At 35.0% G+C, this 18,283-nt stretch carries 14 protein-coding genes and 1 pseudogene; 5 read left to right on the top strand and 10 right to left on the bottom strand.

Going from position 1 to position 18,283, the window contains the following annotated elements:
- Positions 1-304 precede the first annotated feature (304 nt).
- The 5 genes from ABWH96_RS19495 to hemA form a co-directional block, all read right to left on the bottom strand.
- Entirely contained in the window at positions 305-955 is a 651-nt protein-coding gene (locus ABWH96_RS19495; RefSeq protein ID WP_375579164.1) for a DsbA family protein, read from the bottom strand.
- A 50-nt stretch (positions 956-1,005) separates the two neighbouring features.
- Positions 1,006-2,139 carry a M23 family metallopeptidase gene (locus ABWH96_RS19500; RefSeq protein ID WP_375579165.1) on the bottom strand — a complete coding sequence of 378 codons (1,134 nt, stop codon included), beginning with the start codon at positions 2,137-2,139 and terminating at the stop codon, positions 1,006-1,008.
- Between the two features lie 108 nt (positions 2,140-2,247).
- Entirely contained in the window at positions 2,248-2,925 is a 678-nt protein-coding gene (locus tag ABWH96_RS19505; protein ID WP_375579166.1) for a porin family protein, read from the bottom strand.
- A gap of 29 nt (positions 2,926-2,954) precedes the next feature.
- Positions 2,955-3,086, bottom strand: coding sequence for a hypothetical protein (locus ABWH96_RS19510; protein ID WP_013455077.1), 132 nt, complete (start codon positions 3,084-3,086; stop codon positions 2,955-2,957).
- Between the two features lie 65 nt (positions 3,087-3,151).
- Positions 3,152-4,420 carry a glutamyl-tRNA reductase gene (gene hemA, locus ABWH96_RS19515; RefSeq protein ID WP_375579167.1) on the bottom strand — a complete coding sequence of 423 codons (1,269 nt, stop codon included), beginning with the start codon at positions 4,418-4,420 and terminating at the stop codon, positions 3,152-3,154.
- A 191-nt stretch (positions 4,421-4,611) separates the two neighbouring features.
- Between hemA and ABWH96_RS19520 the strand changes: the two are divergent.
- Positions 4,612-5,564 (top strand): annotated as a pseudogene (locus tag ABWH96_RS19520) (NAD-dependent epimerase/dehydratase family protein).
- Positions 5,565-5,642: 78 nt separating this feature from the next.
- Here the strand turns inward: ABWH96_RS19520 and ABWH96_RS19525 are convergent.
- A complete protein-coding gene (locus ABWH96_RS19525; RefSeq protein ID WP_375579168.1) occupies positions 5,643-8,135 on the bottom strand; it encodes a M14 family metallopeptidase in 2,493 nt (830 codons plus the stop codon).
- A gap of 209 nt (positions 8,136-8,344) precedes the next feature.
- Here ABWH96_RS19525 and ABWH96_RS19530 point away from each other — a divergent pair, with 209 nt between their 5' ends.
- Entirely contained in the window at positions 8,345-9,409 is a 1,065-nt protein-coding gene (locus tag ABWH96_RS19530; RefSeq protein ID WP_375579169.1) for a VOC family protein, read from the top strand.
- A 188-nt stretch (positions 9,410-9,597) separates the two neighbouring features.
- Here ABWH96_RS19530 and ettA read toward each other — a convergent pair whose 3' ends face one another.
- Entirely contained in the window at positions 9,598-11,283 is a 1,686-nt protein-coding gene (ettA, locus tag ABWH96_RS19535; protein WP_375579170.1) for an energy-dependent translational throttle protein EttA, read from the bottom strand.
- Positions 11,284-11,432: 149 nt separating this feature from the next.
- On the opposite strand from ettA, the gene ABWH96_RS19540 reads away from it, so the two are divergent.
- Positions 11,433-12,683: a DUF349 domain-containing protein gene (locus ABWH96_RS19540; RefSeq protein ID WP_375579171.1), complete on the top strand. Its 1,251-nt coding sequence runs from the start codon at positions 11,433-11,435 to the stop codon at positions 12,681-12,683.
- A 110-nt stretch (positions 12,684-12,793) separates the two neighbouring features.
- Positions 12,794-13,015, top strand: coding sequence for a DUF2795 domain-containing protein (locus ABWH96_RS19545; protein ID WP_013454973.1), 222 nt, complete (start codon positions 12,794-12,796; stop codon positions 13,013-13,015).
- Positions 13,016-13,132: 117 nt separating this feature from the next.
- Here the strand turns inward: ABWH96_RS19545 and ABWH96_RS19550 are convergent, their stop codons facing one another.
- Both ABWH96_RS19550 and ABWH96_RS19555 read right to left on the bottom strand, forming a co-directional pair.
- Positions 13,133-13,801 (bottom strand): 2-C-methyl-D-erythritol 4-phosphate cytidylyltransferase, encoded by a 669-nt coding sequence (locus tag ABWH96_RS19550; RefSeq protein WP_375579172.1) that lies wholly within the window; start codon positions 13,799-13,801, stop codon positions 13,133-13,135.
- Positions 13,802-13,885: 84 nt separating this feature from the next.
- Complete coding sequence (locus ABWH96_RS19555; protein WP_375579173.1) at positions 13,886-15,970, bottom strand: OmpA family protein; 2,085 nt, start codon at positions 15,968-15,970, stop codon at positions 13,886-13,888.
- Between the two features lie 389 nt (positions 15,971-16,359).
- On the opposite strand from ABWH96_RS19555, the gene yihA reads away from it, so the two are divergent.
- A complete protein-coding gene (yihA, locus tag ABWH96_RS19560) occupies positions 16,360-16,971 on the top strand; it encodes a ribosome biogenesis GTP-binding protein YihA/YsxC (RefSeq protein WP_375579174.1) in 612 nt (203 codons plus the stop codon).
- Positions 16,972-17,302: 331 nt separating this feature from the next.
- Here yihA and fbp read toward each other — a convergent pair whose 3' ends face one another.
- Positions 17,303-18,283: a class 1 fructose-bisphosphatase gene (gene fbp, locus ABWH96_RS19565; RefSeq protein ID WP_375579175.1), complete on the bottom strand. Its 981-nt coding sequence runs from the start codon at positions 18,281-18,283 to the stop codon at positions 17,303-17,305.

Here is an 18,283-nt window from a genome sequence, read left to right on the forward strand (position 1 = left end):
CTTCAGTCAATGAATCACTTCATCCGACCCCCGACTAAAGTACGGGGCAGGCTTTGCCACTTGCTAGTATGCTTCGCTGCTCGCATACAAGGGACTTGCACCCTCAAGATAATCTGAGTATCTTTCAACTCGTGCCATGCTAGGCACACACAATGTATAAAAATAATAGCCGAGATAGTAGTAAATTCAAGAGTTGTAGCCCGCTTCAACTTTCATGTGACTTGACAGGAAAGTGCCACGCAGTCGGCTACTATTCTTATACTAACGGTTGGGGGTAACCAAAACTATGCGAAATATAATATCTTTATTTTGAGTTGGCTATTTCTTTATTTAAAACCTCTTCAATCACCTTTTTCATTTCATTTTCAGGTCTATAACCTCTAGCAATTAAATATCCTTGATTCCCAATACTTAGAACAACAGATGGAAATCCGCCAATTCCCATTTGCTGACCAATTTGAAATTCTTGGTAAGTTTTTTCTTTGTAAGCTGGGTCTTGCATTTTACTTTTAAATACTTCCCAAGGTAAATCAAAGCTTTCGACTAATTCCTGATAATTGTCTATTTCATTAAGGTTTATTCCTTTTTCATATAAAGTTGACTGCAAAGCAGAGGCAAACTCAATATTGGATTGATTTGTCATGGATTTATAAACCGTCATGGCAATACATGGTAATTCAGAATTAAGCATTAAGCTTCCCTCTTCTAAAATATCCAAGTAAGGCTGTCCAAATTTCACACCTGTCATTTCTTCTAAACGAGGCATTGCTTCCTTAAGATAGTCCTTCATTTCACTAAGAGGCTTCACTCTCTCTCCGAGAACCATTCCACCACTTATGGCTTCAAAATCTATTTGTCCTTGAAATTCTTTCTCCAGTTTTTTTATTACTGGACTAAATCCAAAACACCATCCGCACAAGGGATCATAAAAATATAATAATTTTGCTTTTTCCATGTTGCTACATACGTTGATTGAATGTTTGGGTTGAAGTCAAATTCAATAATCTAATTAAATTCTCCTGAGAGTTGGTACCCAAAGGATGAAGCACTATCATCTGGACTTAAAGCTAACAGATACATTTTGGTTTTAGCCGGAACAGTAAATTTATAAGGCAATTTTTTAGTACTGACAAGGTTTTTCAATTGCAATTTTAAGACTCCACTCATTTCACTCTTCATTCCGTTATTGACATAAATCAATACATATTCACCATACTCTTCAGTATCAAACTCAATTGCATTGTTTAAATCGGAAGGCTCCATCTTTGATTCGAATTCTGATTCTTGGAAACTATCCTGCGCTTCAAATTCTGGCTTTCCAGGATGATATGCATAATAGCTTTTTGATTCTAAGGGGATAAAAAGCTCTTCTTTATGATTTAAAAATTTAATGGGAAGGGTGAAGTTTTGAAAATTCTTATTTTGAGCCACCATGAAATGCAGATGTGGCCCTGAACTCCAGCCTGTATTTCCACTAATCCCTATAAGTTGGCCTTTTTCAATTTTGTCACCTTTTGCGACCAAGCTTCCATCTTGGACTAAATGTACGTAACTACCCAGAGTTCCATCTTCATGATAAACCTTAACGAAATTACCATATGGCTCATATTTTGGGTCATTCCCTCCTGTATTAGAGTCTTCCTTTACCTCTATTACCAATCCACTACGTGCAGCAAAAACACTATCCCCTATTTCTAAATTGAAGTCTATGGCATTTATACCTCTATGGGTTCCTGCTCCATTATTACCTTGGCCAACTCGAACTCTTTTACCATGTTGATAAGGCAATAAATAAGGATAATCTTCATCAACTTTAAGTGAGGGGTCACCGATTGTATAGAGGAAATTAAAATCAAAAGATGTTCCTTTGTCCATTTTAATTTTCTTCAACTCTAAAACCTTTTGTTTTGAAGTATTTGGTGGAATAGTTCTCACAAAACTTTTCTCGCTTGTTTTACTTGAAAGGTTCTTCAGATTTTTAAAATCAATTTTAACAGTATAAGGAACCTGTTCTATATTTTTCCCGAAAAACATGAAACCTTCATCTGTTTTCTCATAAAAGATTTCGATTGGCTTTTGCTGAGCAAATATTAAACAAGAGTAAAATATAGATAAGAATAAAAAAAAGTATTTTTTCATGTTCAAGTCATTTAATTCCAATATACATTACACTGAAACAATAGTAGTTTTGTTTAATAATAATAACAAAAAAAATAGGGAAGTTTAAGTTTACAATCTCCTATTGTTTCAATCTTTCGAAATTGGGAATAACAAACTTAGCTGAACAGAAGGGACTTGATTAGTAGAAACATTAGGATTCTCTTTTATAAAATGATTTACAGGTAGGATATTCGCAAAACCTGATTTAAAACTTCCGTCAAGTTGAAGAATGAAAATAGAAAAGTCATAGGAAACTCCAGCACCTCCATAAATCCCGAAATCACCTCGGTTGTCGTTTTCTACCGTATAAGTAACTTGATTTTCAAATAAATCAAGATCATTTGCAATGACCTGCTCTGCACTTAATGCCCAAGCAACATAAACTCCTGCATCTAGAAAAAATTTGAATCTCTCAGTGCCAAATAATTGCCAATGAAAATAGAATGGTAATTCCAGATAGTTAATTTTTGTAATAAAGGTATTGGTTTCCATAAAGGTAAGTTGACCCCAACCTTTGGTAGAATAATTCAAATCGGCTTGAACCCCAATTTTATCAGATTGCATATTCCGATAGGAAATACCAAAACTAGGGGAAACAAAATACTCAGTCTTAAAACCAATAATGACAGGTCCGCTAACAAAATTTGAAAAATTGACGGAAGGTATATTCACGCCACCACGAACCCCTATGTATGATTGACTTTTAAGGTCAAAATTTATAGAAAGGCATAAAAAAAGTATGAAAATTATGGAAATCTTTTTCATACTATTATAACTCATCAAAACCGGAAAAATTACGATTCTGATTCCTCTTTATCTGTGTTTCTCTTATCGATAAATGCAATTGCATTTACTAGCCCCACTAAAGTGACTAAAATCCAAAAAAATGTATTGGCTCCTTCTGTTACAGGTATATCGTAAAACATATCTTTCTCTTTATAATTTTTAGCAAAAATAGAGGATAAGCTTTTATCCTACAAGGAATATTGATTTACTTTTTTACAGTATCTTTTTCAAGATTAAATAAATCATTTAAAACACCTATTAAGGTCTCTTCCTCTCCTCTTTTACATGCGGCTTTCAATTGTAGTACAGGTAATTTTAAAATCTTTTGCATCATGCTTTTTGTTACCTTATCAACAATTTTGCAATCCTCACTTTCGATCTCTTTCAAATACCGTGCTAATTCCTCTTGTCTGATCTGCTCCAGTGCATTTTTCAGATTATTAATAGTAGGAGAAACAGCCATTTCTTTTGACCAATCATTGAATTCCTCCATAGATTCTTCAATGATTTTTTCAACTTGAGGAATTGCTGAAATTCTTTTCTCTAATGCTTCATCCGCTTTGCTTTTTACACTGTCGACATTAAAAACCAATGCAGCTGGATTTTCTTCCACTTCGTTGCTTACGGAGCGTGGAACTGATAAATCAATAAAATATTTAAAGCTTAATATTTTTAAAGCATCTACTTTATCCTTAGTGAAAATCGGTTCAGATGCACTAACAGATGAAATTATGACGTCTGCATCTTGTACTCCATCCCACAACTCGGTATATGGATGTACTCCAAAGTCACATTCAGCAGCTAATTGCTTTGCTTTATCTTCTGTTCTATTAGTTATTTTAACAGAAAGCCTATTGTCACCCACAAGATTTCTACAAACATCTTCTCCTATCTCACCTACACCCAATACTAAAACTCTTGGGTTTTTAATATCCGCAGTTAAAGTTTTTACTAACTCAGTTGCAGCATAGGATACCGAAGCTGCTCCATCTCTAAATGGAGTTTCTTGTACCACTCTTTTATTCGTGAAGAAAATAGTATGCATCAAACGATGCAAGAAAGGGCCAGCTAATTGTAAATCTGCAGAAAGCTGATAAGCTCTTTTTACTTGATTTGAAATTTGAATATCACCTACTACCTGAGCTTCAAGTCCCATAGAAACCCTGAATAATCTTTCAACTGCATGATTATGCTCATTGATCACTTCAAAATAAGGTCTAAAGGATTCAAAATCACTAATCCCCTTTTCTATCCCTATTAATTTGATGATATCTTCAGATAGTTCTTTTTCATTGAAATAATATACCTCCGTTCGATTGCAAGTTGACAATACCAAAACATCGGAAACAGTAGTGAATTCTTTGAAATAATTCAATAATCTACCAATAGCCTCGTCATTAAGAGAGACTTGCTCTCTAATTTCAATTGGGGCATTCTTGAATGATAAACTTATTGCTTTGAAATTTTCTTTCATAATTCTAAACGAATACGCAAAAATAACTTTTAAGTCACAGGAAATAAAATAGATGTAAGTAGTTCTGCTTATTTATTTTTTTTCTAAATAAGCACAAACCTAATACAGCCTTTCAACACATAAAAATGTCAATTCATTCCATTTATTTTTTTAGCAAAATAAAATAACGAAATTCGTGCAAAATTTTACCAATGGAAACGAATACAATATTAGTAATAGGAGCAAATGGTCAGCTTGGCACAGAATTAACAGCTGAATTAAGGGCTATTTATGGAAGTACAAATATTATTGCTTCCGATATTCAAGCCCCAAGAAAGGAGCCTCTTCCCAATGAGCCTTTCGAGCAATTAGATGTTATGAATGCTGAAAAACTGGCTAAAATTGTTGATCAATATCAGATCACTGAAATATACATGCTCGCAGCTATTTTATCTGCAAAAGGAGAACAAAACCCAATATTTGCATGGGACCTTAATATGCAAAGTCTTTTAAACGTATTGGAAGTGGCAAGAAAGAAAAAGCTTTCAAAGGTTTATTGGCCTAGCTCAATTGCTGTTTTGGGCCTAATTCTCCCGTAGATAACACTCCTCAAGATTGCGTAATGGATCCAAACACTGTATATGGCATCAGCAAATTAGCAGGAGAAAGATGGTGCGCTTATTACCATGAAAAATATGGATTGGATGTAAGAAGTTTAAGATACCCAGGATTGATCGGGTATAAATCATTGCCAGGCGGAGGTACTACTGATTATGCCGTTGATATTTTTCATAAAGCCTTGAATGGAGAAGATTTTGAATGCTACTTAAGGGAAGATTCTTACTTACCGATGATGTATATGCCTGATGCCATTAAAGCTACCATTGATTTAATGCAAGCACCTGCAGAAAACATTAGTGTAAGATCAAGTTATAATTTAGGAGCCCTTAGTTTCACTCCAAAAGATATTTATGAAGTAATCAAAAAGCAGCATCCTAATTTTAAGATTACTTATAATGTAGATTACAGACAAAAGATTGCAGACACTTGGCCAAACAGCATTGATGATAGTCAAGCACAAAAGGATTGGAATTGGACACCAAAGTTCACTTTAGAAGATATGGCAGAGGATATTTTGGAGAAATTACCAGAGTATGAATTCTAGATGATTTACAATTAAAAATAAAAAAGGCTGTTTTTGAATTTAAATCTTAAAAACAGCCTTTTTTATACTCTCAATTTTTTAATCATTCCCAACCATAAACAAGGCGTTGGCAAACAACATTTTCCCTTGATGCCAAAATGCTCTGAAAAGTGGATCGTCTTGTAAATAAACAATTTCACCTCGCCCTCTAGCTTCAACTCCAAAAACCATACTACTAATCTGCTTTTCTTTTGCTTTATACCCGGCAAAGCCTGCAATATGACTATTATTTGTTTTAATGACCCCTACATTCCATCCATTAGGCAAATAATCGTATGCCTTCCCGGAAGTTTTCAAGCTGAAATATTGATTTCCTAAGCCAAATGCAAGCGGATGACTATTATCCATTTGAACATCATAAATAGCTCCGAAAATACTGCTAGACAATCTTTTTCTTTCCGCATTTTCATATAAAGCCAAGGCCTCCTCAGATGAATCTGCTTTTTTTGATTTTAATTTTCCATCTTCCAGATCAGCAAATAATGAAATAGCTGAACCCATTGCTATAATTTTACCTCCAGAATTGGCAAACTCATTTAATTTAGTTTTTCCTTCATCTGATAAATTGAAATAACTACCAGATGGTAAAATTATCTGATCATACTCTGAAATATCGATTCTATTAAAACTATTCATACGGATACTGTGAATAGGGTAATCCAAAGACTGTTCAAAGAAATGCCATATTTCACCATAAGCTAAAGAGGAAACTCCCTCATCCATTAAAACGGCAATTTTTGGTGCTTTTACAAATTGGATTTCTGATGATCCTATATCATAAATTTGATCTGCAAACCCAGTTGATATTGGATAAACTTCTAATTCATACTTATTTGAAAGCTTTAATAATTCTTCATTCAGGTTTTTATATCGTTCATTATTTGTGCGAGTAATAATTAAGCTCCCTTTATTAAACTGCTCATTGTTGAATTTCAAGGTTTTATAGGCAATTCTAACTTTAATATCCTTTTGAAGCGCTTCTGCTAAAAATTGAGCTGAATTAAATGAATTCCATTTCACCGCATAAGCATAAGCTGACTTCAAATTATCTTTATTAAATTTTACTGTTTCAATCGGTTCAGAATTTATTCTATTTTTTAAGCCATAGGTTTCCAATCCATAAGCATAAGGAATAGACCAGGCCGTAATATCATAAGTTAATGAATCACTATACTTAGGCTTAGGATCGAAAAGTGCCTGAATTAAGGTGGATTTAGGTTGATAAGCGCTGATAACCAAATCTTTTTCATTTGATTGAAAACTCCTTTCTTCCCTTTGAAAATAGCTATAGCCACTTAATTTTTGTTCTTTACCTATCTCTCCAACCTCTATTTTCTGATCTTCCAAAAAGTCTAACAATGATTCAATATCCTGTTTTTTGTCCTCCGTCCATTTAATAATATATGTTTTAAATTGATCTTCAGGATTGTTAATGTTTCTCGAAAAGTATTTTCTGAATTCATTATTTAGCTTTTCAGCATTTTGAGAAGCAATCTCAACAGTACTCATTCCTGTCGTGAAATGATGCTCCAGCCTATCTTTTAAAGTTAATGTGTCTCCCATATTTGTCAAGGCTCCTAAACCAGCTCTTCCATTACCTGCTTGCTCATAAGTCATCCCAATAGCACCATTGAAAGTGGGGTAAGTATCTCCATAACTTGGATAGAATAAATCAAATCTTTCTCTGGTGAAATAAAGCCAATTATTTTTATCAAAATACTTAGCATGATTCTGACCTATTTGTGTCTGAAAATCTTTTTGCCAATCCGTTATCACTTCATGCAAAGGTTCTGCTGCAGGAGCAAAATAATAAGGACTATTAATCGATTGCTCATGGAAATCTACATGAATATGCGGCATCCATTCATGGTAAACTTTCATTCTTGCTTTGGATTCCGCTTGCGTTTGCCATGCCCAATCTCTATTTAAATCAAATAAATAATGATTTGGTCGACCACCTGGCCAGGGCTCATCATGTTCCACTGCATCCAAATTGGGGTTATAATCCTTAGCACCATATCTTCTATAAAAATTAGCATATCGATCCCTTCCATCAGGATTAACGCATGGATCCATAATGACTACCGTGTTTTTTAACCATTCCTCACTATCCATTCCACCTGAAAGCAATTCATAGGCAGTTTTCATAGAAGCTTCTGTGGATGAGGCTTCATTTCCGTGAATATTATAGCTCAACCAGACCACTGCTTTTTCAGCGACACCATTCAGTTCACCCTTAAGTCCCGTCTGTCCAAGATTTCGATTCTGTATTTCATCAAGATTTGAGATGTTCTCACTAGATGAAATCACTGCATAATAGAGTGGTCTTCCTTCATAAGTTTCGCCATATTTTTCAAGGATAATCTGATCAGAATTTTCAGCTAAATAGGTGAAATAATCAACAACTTGATGATGAAACGTGAATTTATCTCCCAATGCATATCCTAGTTTTTGGTCAGGACTCTGCAAGCTTTGTGCACTTAATGATTGTGTAACTAAGCATAAAATGATTATTGTAAATATTTTCTTCATACTAAGATGATTAACATGCATTAATTATTTAAAGGGTCTAATTTACACGGATTTTTGTTAAAAACAGATTTTCAATTAACAGGATTTCTGTTTGTACATGATGTATTTACTTCAAAAAATAAAGCCTACAAAAACAATTTTTTATTATGATTTTCAGTCTGTCTCAGCGATTTCCATTATTTTAGCCAAAATTAGAAAATAGCATAATCATGAGCGGGAAAATTATTAGCGGAATTCAGCAAATTGGAATAGGAGTGTCGGATGTTCAGGCTGCCTTTAAGTGGTACAGACAAAATTTTGGGATGAGTGTTCCCGTTTTCGAAGAAGCCGCTGAAGCTGCTTTGATGTTGCCCTACACTGGTGGTGAACCCAGAAGCCGACATGCCATCTTAGCCATCAATATGCAAGGTGGGGGTGGTTTTGAAATATGGCAATATACTTCCCGTAAACCTGAAGGCCCAAAGTTCGAACCTCAGCTTGGTGATTTGGGAATTAATATCGCTAAAATGAAAAGTAAAAATGTGGAAGCCACGTATGAACTTTTCAACAGAAGAGGACTTAATGTTTTAGGCGAATTACAAAAAGATCCTTACGGAAAACCTACCTTTTTCGTGAAAGACCCATGGGACAACATTTTCCAGATTGTGACTTCTAATTCATGGTTTCAACAAAGAAAAACCGATTTACCTGGCGGTCCTAATGGCGCCATTATTGGTGTGACAGATATTGAAACCGCCCGCACACTTTATTCTGACATACTAGGCTATGATACCGTCATTTATGAGGAAGAAGGAGTTTTTGATGATTTAAAGGCTGTTCCTGGTGGTGACAAAAAACTAAAAAGAATTTTATTGCGCCACAGTAAACCTATGGAAGGAGCATTTAGTCCACTTTTAGGTGCCTCTGAGATTGAATTAGTAGTAGCCGTAAACCGTCAACCGAAAAAGATTTTCGAAAATAGATTCTGGGGGGATTTAGGCTATATCCACCTTTGTTATGACATCAATGGTATGCAAGCGCTAAAAGAAGAATGCGAAGCAAAAGGTTTTCCATTCACTGTTGATTCAGCCAATAGTTTTGATATGGGAGAGGCGGCTGGTCATTTCACCTACATTGAAGATCCTGATGGTGCTCTAATCGAATTTGTGGAAACCCATAAGGTGCCAATTATGAAAAAAATAGGCTGGTACTTAAATCTTCAGAAAAGAGATCCTAAAAAGCCATTGCCTAGGTTTATGCTGAAGGCTATGGGGATGAGTGAGGTTAAAGATTAGCCCCCTAGCCCCCAAAGCGGGAAATTGGTACAGCAGGTCGGAACGTGAATAGTGTAATTAGGTCAGTACCGCATGTCAGACCGGAAATAGAAGTAAATGGAAATAGAGTTGAAATAAATTGATATAAAAAACCCGCATGAAGAAAATACATTCCTCATGTGGGTTTTTCAATTTATAGCTTTATAAAATTACCTTGTAAGCTTTTTATACTTAATCCTTTTAGGGATTGCATCGTCTCCAAGTCTTTTCTTACGGTTTTCCTCATAATCAGAGAAGTTGCCTTCAAACCAATACACTTGAGAATCACCTTCGAAAGCCAGAATATGGGTACAAATTCTATCTAAGAACCATCTATCGTGACTGATGATTACTGCACAGCCTGCAAAATTTTCCAAGCCTTCTTCCAAAGCCCGAAGCGTATTTACATCCAAATCGTTGGTTGGCTCATCGAGCAATAATAAGTTAGCCTCTTGTTTGATAGACATGGCTAAATGTACTCTGTTTCTTTCCCCGCCTGACAATACACCAACCTTTTTTTCCTGATCGCCTCCAGCAAAGTTAAACTTGCTCACATAGGCTCTAGAGTTAATTTTATTATTGCCTAACTGAATCCATTCATTGCCTTCTGAAATATTTTCCCAAACGGATTTATTTGGATCTAAATTATCATGCGCTTGATCAACATAAGAAATTTTAACGGTTTCGCCTACCTCAAAATTACCAGCATCAGGTACTTCCTGTCCAGTTATCAGTTTAAATAAAGTGGTTTTACCAGCACCATTTGGTCCAATAATCCCAACAATTCCACCTTGAGGTAAGGAGAAATTTAAATCTTCATATAGCAGTTTATCACCATAAGCTTTAGATACTCCATTGGCTTCAATCACTTTACTTCCCAAACGTGGGCCTGGTGGAATGAAGAGCTCCAATTTTTGTTCCTTATCCTTACCCTCCTCATCGAGCATCTTTTCATATGAACTCAAACGAGCTTTTGATTTAGCCTGACGGGCTTTAGGGGCCATTCTTACCCATTCTAACTCTCGTTGTAAGGTTTTCTGACGCTTAGATTCAGATTTCTCTTCCTGAGCCAATCTTTTTTGTTTCTGATCCAACCAGCTGGAGTAGTTACCTTTCCAAGGAATTCCTTCGCCTCTATCCAATTCTAATATCCAACCCGCTACATTATCAAGGAAGTAACGATCGTGGGTAACGGCTATCACGGTTCCTTTATATTGTTGCAAGTGATGCTCTAACCAATGCACAGACTCAGCATCCAAATGGTTGGTAGGCTCATCTAAAAGCAATACATCAGGCTCTTGCAAGAGCAATCTACATAAAGCGACCCTACGCTTTTCACCACCAGAAAGGTTCTTCACAGGCGAATCAGCAGGCGGTGTGCGTAAAGCATCCATTGCTTGCTCTAATCTACTATCTAGCTCCCAGGCATTAGCATGATCCAATTTTTCCTGAACTTTCCCTTGTTGTTCAATCAAATCATTCATTTTATCAGGATTGTCCAACACTTCAGGGTCGGCAAATTTCTCATTAATCTCCTCAAATTCTTTTAATAGATTAACCGTTTCAGCCACGCCTTCTTCCACAACTTGCTTCACTGTCTTATCTGGATCCAATTCAGGCTCCTGCTCTAACATCCCCACAGAATATTCCTTAGAAGCCACTACCTCTCCTTGATAATCCTTATCGATTCCAGCAATAATCCTTAACAATGAAGATTTACCTGAACCATTTAGACCTAAAACTCCAATTTTAGCACCATAATAAAAGGATAGATAAATATCTTTTAGAACAGTTTTCTTGGGAGGATATATCTTGGAGACCCCCGCCATTGAAAAAATTATTTTTTCGTCACTCATATCAGTTTTTAACTTATTTTATTTCTCTTTATATTGAATAGAATATCAAATTACGTGATATCATTAGTAATAACACAACTACCTTATGGCTATATTGCAAATTAAATTTAATTTTGCACCAAATTTTACAAAAACCAAATTATAATATTTTGACTGATTTACAGCAAGAATTAGCTTTCATTGAAGGCGGAAAAGTAATTTTAAGGGAACAAGATGGTTTTCCGCAGAGAGAGATAGGAGAAGTAAAGGATGATGAGGCGACTGCATTGCAGTTTTTTCAGCATCGCTTTGATTCTCTCAAAGAAAAAGTTGACAAAGTTCAACATCAGATTGAAACGGAAGATAATAAAGGCTCTTTCTTGATGAAAGTTCTGAATTTAAAGGAATCTCTTTCCACTTTTGACGGGATAGGTGATTTTGTTGCGCTTAAAGATCGATTAGAGATGTTGGAAAAGATGTTGGAAGATTACATCAGCCAAAATAGAAGGAGAAACCTAGAGGTAAAATCCACTTTAATTGAGGAAGCAAAAAGTTATGCTGCAAATCCTGATTGGAGAGAAGCTACTGAAAAACTTAAAGAGCTTCGTCAAAGGTGGATCAGAGTAGGTGCAGTGGAAGAGGACAAAAAAGAGGAAGTAGAAAACACCTTTCAGGCTATTTATGATGAGTTTTATGAAAAGAAAAAGGCCTTTCATGAAGCTAAGAAAGAAATGATGGCTGCTAGGGAAAAACAATATGAAGCCCTTATTGAAAAAGCCAAAAATCTTCAAAATGACAAATCAACTGATGAGGAATTGGCTGAGAAAAGTAACGTATTAGTGGAAGAATGGAAATCCTTGGAGAATATACCCAAAGAAAAATATGCCTCCCTATTGAAAGAATTCAAGAAATACACTCAAGTTGGAAGGAAAAAGGGAAATTCTAAAGGTCATAAATCACAAGGAAAGGAAGGAAATGACAAAGAAAAACTGGCATTGATTGAAGAATTAAAGGAAGCCAAAAATATGCCCCCTACTGAGTCCGTTGAGACAGCAAAAGCTATTCAACAAAAATGGAAGAACTCAGGCAAGACATTTAATAAGTCATTAAATGAGGAATATTTCACTTTAAATGATTATATTTTTGAAAAGAGCTTTTTAGAAAATCTTTTTGAAAGAAAAGCTAAGAAAGGCATAGAGGAAAAAGATGCTATAAAATTTAAAATGAATATTTTGAGAGATTTGATTTCTAGAGATCAAAGAGAGCTTAATGTATTTGAAGAAAATTTAGAAAAATTTAACTTAGGAACTGAAAAGTTAGATAAAATGGTAGGCTTTAAACATGAAAAACAAAAAAGAAAGCTTGCCGTAAAGCAACAAATCATGGAAGAACTTCGTGATTTGAACAAAAATTTAAAATAATTTGAACTTTGCGCATATTATTTTAGTATGCATGTAAAGTCAAATGTAATTAAAGCTTTGATTTATAATTTTTTATCATACTTTTGCGCATCAAAAAAATACGGTAGAATATGTATTGGACATTAGAATTAGCTTCATACTTAGAAGATGCTCCGTGGCCAGCCACTAAAGACGAATTAATTGATTTTGGAATTCGTTCTGGAGCACCATTAGAGGTAGTAGAAAACTTACAAGAATTAGAGGATGATGGACAGCCCTATGAAAACATAGAGGAAATATGGCCTGATTATCCTTCAAAAGAAGACTTCTTTTTTAACGAAGATGAATATTAGCAAGGTAAGCTAAATGTCGTTTAGTTAAGACATACCTCCTTCTCCGATTGGAGAAGGATCAAGGATGAGGCTTAAAAGAAAACTTAACTAAACGACATTTAAAGTAAGCTTCTAAGCTTACCTTGCTTCTAATAAAGCTTCTGCAATAATTAAATCTTCGGGTGTGGTGATTTTTATATTTTGATAGTCACCATCAATTAAGGTGATTTTATGCCCATAGGCTTCTACCACTGAAGCATCATCTGTAAATGAGGGTTTAAAATCGGTACTATAAGCAGATTTTAATAGTTTCGCTTCAAAAGTTTGAGGGGTTTGAATCATTCTCAAAGAACTCCTATCAATATTTTTACTTTTCCCTTCATTATCTATCTGCCTCACTGAATCCTTCATTAATACGGCTGTTACCACTGCTTTTTTGTCTTCTGCGTGTTCGAAAGATTGATTGATTATGCTAGCAGAAACAAAAGGTCGTACCCCATCATGCACTGCAACTAAGCCTTCATCTACAAGCTCTAATGCGTTTTTCACAGAATGAAAGCGGGTTTCACCTCCTGCTACTACTTTATGTTCCACATAATTTTGATGCCAAATATTCAACTCATCCCAAAATTGGATTTCTTCTTGCGGAAGTGTTAAAATCAATTCTATTTCCGGGTCAGCTGTATAGAAAGCCTGTAAAGTATGTATTAATATTGGAGTACCCCCAAGCTTAAGAAATTGCTTTGGAAGGCTTTCTCCCATTCTTTTTCCTGTTCCTCCAGCCACTATAATTGCATACTTTTTCATCTCGCCATCTCAAATTATAAAAATCACAAACAAAAAAGGGATGATGAACATCCCCTTTAATTATTCAAAATAATGTTTTAAAATTTACTCTTTCACTATAAACTCTACCCTTCGGTTAATCTCCCTACCCATCACCTCATCATCATTACTTACTATCGGTCTTTCTTCACCATAACCAACTGCATTTAATCTTCTTCTATCAATCCCCTTATTGGTTAGGTAATCTACAACTTTATTAGCTCTTAATTGGGAAAGCTTTTTATTTACAGCTGCAGAACCAATATTGTCAGTATGCCCTGCAATTTCAACATTTACCTGTGAATTAGCTTCCATAAAGCTTACCATTTTATTTAACTCTTCGTATGATTCTGTAGTAAAAGTAGCCTTGCCAAATTCAAAGAATATGTTTCTTAATGTTTTGGAAGTCCCTACTTCAGGCTTGCTTAAACTTAAGGTTTGCCTAATTGTTTGTATCTCCCCTTTTGATGCAGGGATTGTAATTCTTTTATTTGCAAATATGTAACCTGATTTCTCAGCTGATAGCATGAAATTTGTAGGATCATCTCTCACTATCATATAAGTATAAATCCCATCATCCTCACTTTCAGCTGGTACAGTAATATTATCTGCCTGACCCTTTAATTTAACTCTAGCATCAATTTGTTGATTACTGCTGGCATCTACTACCCTCACCATTAATTTAACTGGTGCACCTGTAGTAACTTCCTCTTCTTCTTGAGTTTCCTCAACTTCCACGCTTTCCACTTTTCTTTCGGATTCCTGTTCCTCTTCATCTACATTGGCTTTTTTACTCGCCACTTTCTTATCTGAAGTATCTTCACTACCCCCAATTTTCACCTTGTAAATGTCATTATAGCCCATTCCTTCTTCACGAACCGTTGCATAATAACCAGTCTTTCCATCTTTAGTCATTACAAAATAGATATCATCATCAGGAGTATTTAGAGGATAACCTAAATTTTCAGGATTACTCCATTGGTTGCTAGCACTATCATATTCTGATTTAAAAATATCATAGCCTCCCATACCATCATGTCCAGTAGAACTAAAATAAAGGGTTTTCCCATCAAACTGTATAAAAGGCCCATCTTCATCTCCATCTGTATTAATAACTCTTCCTAAATTCTTGGAAGCTCCCCATTCTCCTTTTTTGTTTTTTGTAGAATAATAAATATCAAATCCACCATTTCCGCCTGGTCGATTACTTGCAAAAAACAAAGTGTTACCATCTGCTGATTGAGATACAGATTTTTCATTATAGCCACTTGAATTGATATTATCACTTAATGCTACAGGCTCTGACCAAGTATCTTCTGATAAATTATTAGTATAATAAATATCTCCATTTCCCTCATCGCTGTAGATATAAAGCGTTTTACCGTCTGGAGAAAACCCTAGGTTGGAATCATGAAATTTAGTATTGACCACAGGGCCAATATTTTCTGCAGGTTGCCATTCTCCACCTGATTTTTTAGAGATAAATATATCTTCATAAAAGAAATTATCGTCAAATACGTTTTCATTTAAGTTCCCTTGATCTGGTCCTCTTCTTGAAGTAAAAATCATTACCGTTTCATCGGCATTAACCACAGGGGCATAATCCCATAATTCTGAATTAATGGCAGTGCCAACATTTGTAATAGAGTAATTAACAGGGTCTTCCATCAGTTTTTTTCCAGTATTACTTTCCTCAATCCGTCTTTCAACTTCTGACATTGGAGTTCTATCTTCCCCTTTATATCCTGTATTACTTTCTAACTTTTGCTTATACTTTTTATAATATTCAATAGCATTATCAAACTCATAGCCATATTGATAAGCCTGCCCTATTTTGTAGAGCATGTCAAATTTATAATCAGAATCTAATTGATAGGCACGTAATAAAAACTGAGTTGCTTTCGCCTTTTCTGTTATTTGCAAATATGTATCCCCAGTTTTATAATTAGCTTCTACATTATTGGGATCAGTATCTGCAGCTAATTTATACATCTCAACCGCTTGATTTAAAGCTCTTGTTTCCTTTAAAATCTCCTCAGCAGTTATAAGAAATTCTTTAGCTAATTCAGGGTTTGGTTCTTGCGCTCTTACTTGGAAGACAAAACAAACACTAAACAACAAAACAAAAAAGAATCTAAATTTATATATCATCGTATTCTTTAATTCGGTAAAATATAGCGAGTTAGGTCGCTTCACTAAAATAATCACTTAAATTAAACTACTTTTTATCTTATATCAAAAAAAGTAAGCAAAACTTAGTGTTTTTTATTCAAAATTTTGCGAGATGGAGCAATAAATATAAAAATGTTATGCCACTTTCATCTTATTTCATCTGTTTAAAATTATTTTAATAAAGTTAAATACCTATCTGATATTCAGCAGAACAACCCATTTAAATATCTATTTTAAACCAAAAAAGCTCATTTTTAATAAATTATCCATTTTGCATAAAGCTTACATTGACACAAAATTATCTTAAATCTAATAATTCTTTGCTAAACTTAAGCTCCTAAGACATTTAAAGCCATTATATTTGCAAAATGAAGCGAATAAAAAATGCAGAATTTATCATAAGCAATACGGATTATAAAAAAAGTCCTGAAACTGATCTCCCAGAATATGCATTTATCGGCCGTTCCAATGTGGGCAAATCATCTTTGATTAATATGCTGACAGATAGAAAAAATTTGGCCAAAACTTCCTCAAAACCCGGCAAAACACAGCTTATTAACCATTTTTTAATGGATGAAAAGTGGTATTTGGTGGATTTGCCTGGTTATGGTTATGCAAAAGTGAGCAAAAAAACCAATGAAGGTTGGGGGAAGATGATTAGTGATTACTTAAAAAACAGAGAAAATCTGGTCTGCATCTTTGTATTAATCGATTCTCGCCTACCTCCCCAAAAAGCTGATGTGGAATTCTTGGACTTTATTGGCAAAAATGGATTGCCGCTTTCATTGATCTTCACTAAAGCCGATAAACAGTCTAAAAATAAAACACAGCAAAATATAGCAGTCTTCAAAAAGAAAATGCTGAGCAGCTGGGAAGATTTTCCTCCTTATTTTATTAGTTCTGCCGAAAAACAGACTGGAAAAGAGGAGATTTTAGGTATTATCGACCAGATGAATACTGCTTGGGAAGAGCAGAAGTAAATTATAATTTTCTTTAAAAATGTGGTTTCCCATTCTCTTTCTAGTAGTAAATTTCACTTACTATTTTTCTGCTATAGAAAAAAAACTTGACCGCAGGCGTCTTTGACGCAAAAAATGTCTCGCAAAGTCGCGGAGGCGCAAAGTTTTCGCAAAGATAAAATTGACCATTAAAATGCAATTTTAATGGTCTTATTTCCGTCTCTTTCTCTTTTTTAACATTGCGAGGTCGTTGCGACTTTGCGCCTTTGCGCCTTTGCGAGAATCACCTTAAGCCTTTGGCTTGTTTAAGTTTTAGACTTTGCTAAAATGAGTTTACAGATAGCAACCTGAATTATTTCATTGCCTCTTCCACCATTTTCTTACAGCCAGTATAAAAAGGGACTCTTTGGTGCAGTGATTCTGGCTGAATATCTAAAATCCTCATTTTGCCATCAGTCGCTAATCCACCTGCTTGTTCACAAATCATAGCCAAAGCATTGCATTCGTAATTTAAGCGCAATTTCCCATTTATAGCTTTCTCCGTTGAAGGGTAAATATAAATTCCTCCTTTCAATAAGTTTCTATGAAAATCGGCCACTAATGATCCTATATAGCGAGCAGTATATTTTTTATCCTTACAACTCTCAATATACTCTTGCACTTTAGGATTAAAACTTCTATAACTGCCTTCATTTATTGAATAAATCTTACCATCCTCTGGAATTCTCATTTCAGCATGTGATAAGAAAAACTCGCCTAAGGAAGGATCATAAGTAAATCCATTCACACCCCTACCTGTGGTGTAAACTAACATGGTTGAAGATCCATATAATAAATATCCAGCTGCCACTTGCTCAGATCCTTTTTGCAATACATCTTCCTCTGTCACTTTACTTCCTACAGGAGAAACCCTTCTGAAAATAGAGAAAATAGTTCCTATGGAAACATTTACATCAATATTAGAAGAACCATCTAGTGGGTCCATCGCTACAATGTACCTTCCATCCTGATTATTCAAATCTAAAATTTCATCGTCTTCCTCAGAAACGATTGCGCAAACCTCACCGCCATTTTTCAAGGCTCTTATGAAGCGGATATTTGCAATTACATCTAGTTTTTGCTGTTCTTCACCCTGCACATTTTCTGTACCATAGGCTCCACCTATATTCAATAATCCAGCACGATTCACTTCTCTATGAATAATTTTTCCTGCCAAGGCGATATCTCTCAACAATTGGGAAAGCTCACCTGAAGCAAAGGCAAAATCGTTTTGTTTCTTCTTGATAAATCGGTCTAAGGTGATGCCAACAGAAGTGGCTAATTTAGTTTGCAT

Source organism: Marivirga tractuosa, from assembly GCF_042140215.1.
GTDB classification, from domain to species: Bacteria; Bacteroidota; Bacteroidia; order Cytophagales; family Cyclobacteriaceae; genus Marivirga; species Marivirga tractuosa_A.